Raw genomic sequence first — 2,797 nt, forward strand, 5'->3', positions numbered from 1 at the left:
TCGCTCCCGCCGAGCCGCTTATCGAGGACGACGCCAGCGATGCGCCCGACCTCGAGGACGAGTCCGACGACACCAAGACCTCGTAACCGATGAAGCAGATCATCTACGCCCCCGTCCTGACCGAGAAGTCGGCGCGTCTCTCTGAGGAGGGCCGTCACTACAGCTTCCGCGTGTCGAAGGACGCCAACAAGATCGAGATCCGGAAGGCGATCGAAGAGCGCTACCCGGACATCGACATCAAGGAGGTTCGCACGATGGTGGTCCGCGGCAAGCGGAAGCGCCAGTTCACGAAGAAGGGTCTCGTCAAGGGCCGCGCCGCGGGCTGGAAAAAGGCCATCGTGACGCTGAAGTCCGGCGAGATCGACCTCTACGAAGCCGTTTAATCAAACAGGGCGCAAAGCCGGCGGTCGCCGTCGGCACGAATGCCCTCACATCCATGGCAATCCGCAAACTCAAGCCGACCACTCCAGGTCAGCGGCACCGCTCCGTCTCTCAGTTCGAGACGATCACGAAGTCGGAGCCGGAGAAGAGCCTGCTCGACACGCGCAAGCGGACGGGCGGTCGCAACAACCACGGTCGCAAGACCTCGCGTCACCGCGGCGGTGGTCACAAGCGCCGGTACCGGATCATCGACTTTAAGCGCAACAAGCACGGGATCCCCGCGCGCGTCGCCGCCATCGAGTACGATCCGAACCGTAGCGCCCGCATCGCCCTGTTGGTCTACGCCGACGGTGAGAAGCGCTACATCATTGCGCCGGACAAGCTCGAGGTCGGCCAGTCGGTCGTCTCTGGGCCGGGCTCCTCGCCCGACCGTGGCAACTGCCTGCCGCTCTCCGAGATTCCCTTGGGTACGACGGTCCACGCGATCGAGATGAAGCCGGGCAAAGGTGCCCAGATGGCTCGCTCGGCGGGCACGTCCGCTCAGCTGACGGCGCGTGAGGGTCGGTTTGCCAACCTCAAGCTGCCCTCCGGCGAAGTCCGCCGCGTCTTGGTCGACTGCAAGGCCACGATCGGCCAGACGTCGAACCCGGACCACATGAACATCGAGATCGGCAAGGCCGGTCGCAAGCGCTGGCTCGGCGTCCGCCCGCAGACGCGTGGCGTGGCCATGAACCCCGTCGATCACCCGATGGGCGGTGGCGAGGGCAAGAGCTCTGGCGGCCACCCGAAGAGCCCGACCGGCGTCTACGCCAAGGGCTTCAAGACGCGCAAGAAGAAGAAGGCCTCGAACCAGTTTATCGTCCGCCGCCGCAAGGCTAAGAAGTAACCGACATGGCACGCTCTCTCAGCAAGGGACCTTACGTCCACTACAAGCTCCGCCAGAAGGTGGACGAGATGAACGGCGGCGGCAAAAAGCGCGTCGTCAAGACGTGGGCTCGCGGGTCCATGATCACGCCCGACATGTTGGGCCACACCTTCGCCGTCCACAACGGGAAGCAGTTCATCCCGGTCTACGTGACCGAGAACATGATCGGCCACCGCTTGGGCGAGTTCGCTCCGACGCGGACGTTCCGCGGCCACGCGGGCGCCAAGAAGGACCGCCGCCGCTAACACGACTGACTCGTCCTCGAGGACGAGAGAGCGACCCCGCTTCATACTGCGGGGCTCCGATCTCACTGACGACCTCGACGCGACCACCGAAACAAAACAATGGAAGCACGTGCTAAGCGGAAGTACCTCCGCATCAGCCCCCGCAAGATGCGGATCGTGGCGAACGTCGTCCGTGGCAAGAACGCCCAGTCGGCCATCGACACGCTCGAGTTCATGCCGCAGAAGGCCGCCGCGATGGTTCGCCGCGCCATCCAGGACGCCTACGGCAACCTGGTGGACCAGAACCAGGACGAGCGGATCGACGACGAGCGCCTGATCGTCAAGACCATCATGGTCGACCAAGCGCCGGTCATCAAGCGGTTCCAGCCGGTCTCTCGAGGCCGTGCCCACCCGATCCTCAAGCGCTCGAGCCACTTGACCGTCGTCGTCGGCACGCCCGACGTGGCGACCGAGGAGGCGTAACTCTCACACCTAGACAACCCGACCCATGGGACAGAAAACCAACCCAATCGGCTTCCGTCTCGGTGTGATCCGAGGCTGGGACTCCAACTGGTACACCGACGGCAGCTTCGCGGATAAGATCGTGGAGGACCACGAGATCCGCCGTTACCTTGATACCCGTCTCAAGCGCGCCGGTCTCTCGCGGACCGTTATCGAGCGGACGCCCAAGCGGATCATCCTGACGCTCCATACGTCGCGCCCCGGTGTCATCATCGGTCGCGGTGGCTCGGAGGTCGAGAAGCTGCGCGAGGAGCTCAAGCAGCTCACCTCGAAGGACATCCAGATCAACATCAACGAGATCAAGCGTCCCGAGCTGGACGCCTCGTTGGTGGCGCAGAACATCGCGCAGCAGTTGGAGGGCCGCGTGTCCTACCGCCGCGCCATGAAGCAGGCGCTTGGCGCCGCGATGCGCATGGGTGCCCAGGGCATCCGCATCAAGGTCGCCGGCCGTTTGGGCGGCGCCGAGATGGGCCGCGTCGAGCAGTACCTCGAGGGTCGCGTGCCCCTTCACACGATGCGTGCCGACATCGACTACGCCCAGGTCACGGCCTTTACCCAGCAGGGAACTGCCGGCGTCAAGGTCTGGATCTTCCACGGCGAGGTCATCGGCAAGCCCGACCTGTCGCCGAACGCGACGGCCCAGCGCCAGCAGAACGCCGCCCCGAGCGTCCCCGAGCGCCGTCGTCGTGACGGGCGCGGTGGCGGCCGTGACAACCGCGGTGGCCGCGACAACCGGGGCGGAGGC

5 protein-coding genes are annotated in these 2,797 nt (G+C 65.2%); all 5 read left to right on the forward strand.

Annotated features, from left to right (window positions below; translation table 11 throughout):
- The first annotated feature begins 89 nt into the window (after positions 1-89).
- Positions 90-383 carry a 50S ribosomal protein L23 gene (gene rplW / locus WBA11_RS00595; protein ID WP_424518794.1) on the forward strand — a complete coding sequence of 98 codons (294 nt, stop codon included), beginning with the start codon at positions 90-92 and terminating at the stop codon, positions 381-383.
- A 53-nt stretch (positions 384-436) separates the two neighbouring features.
- Positions 437-1,267, forward strand: a complete 831-nt coding sequence (gene rplB, locus WBA11_RS00600; protein ID WP_424518795.1) for a 50S ribosomal protein L2 — start codon at positions 437-439, stop codon at positions 1,265-1,267.
- Between the two features lie 5 nt (positions 1,268-1,272).
- Entirely contained in the window at positions 1,273-1,551 is a 279-nt protein-coding gene (rpsS, locus tag WBA11_RS00605) for a 30S ribosomal protein S19 (RefSeq protein ID WP_424518796.1), read from the forward strand.
- A gap of 99 nt (positions 1,552-1,650) precedes the next feature.
- A complete protein-coding gene (rplV, locus tag WBA11_RS00610) occupies positions 1,651-2,013 on the forward strand; it encodes a 50S ribosomal protein L22 (protein ID WP_424518797.1) in 363 nt (120 codons plus the stop codon).
- Positions 2,014-2,038: 25 nt separating this feature from the next.
- Positions 2,039-2,797: 30S ribosomal protein S3 (gene rpsC, locus WBA11_RS00615; protein WP_424518798.1), on the forward strand; the 759-nt coding region annotated here is incomplete at its 3' end.

Source organism: Rubrivirga sp. (genome assembly GCF_049648075.1).
Lineage (GTDB): Bacteria > Bacteroidota > Rhodothermia > Rhodothermales > Rubricoccaceae > Rubrivirga.

What these genes read in the sequence shown, in the direction of transcription:
- rplB (WP_424518795.1), top strand. Translation starts at nt 437, where the DNA reads ATGGCAATCCGCAAACTCAAGCCGACCACTCCAGGTCAGCGGCACCGC.
- rplW (WP_424518794.1), top strand. Translation starts at nt 90, where the DNA reads ATGAAGCAGATCATCTACGCCCCCGTCCTGACCGAGAAGTCGGCGCGT.
- rpsS (WP_424518796.1), top strand. Translation starts at nt 1,273, where the DNA reads ATGGCACGCTCTCTCAGCAAGGGACCTTACGTCCACTACAAGCTCCGC.
- rplV (WP_424518797.1), top strand. Translation starts at nt 1,651, where the DNA reads ATGGAAGCACGTGCTAAGCGGAAGTACCTCCGCATCAGCCCCCGCAAG.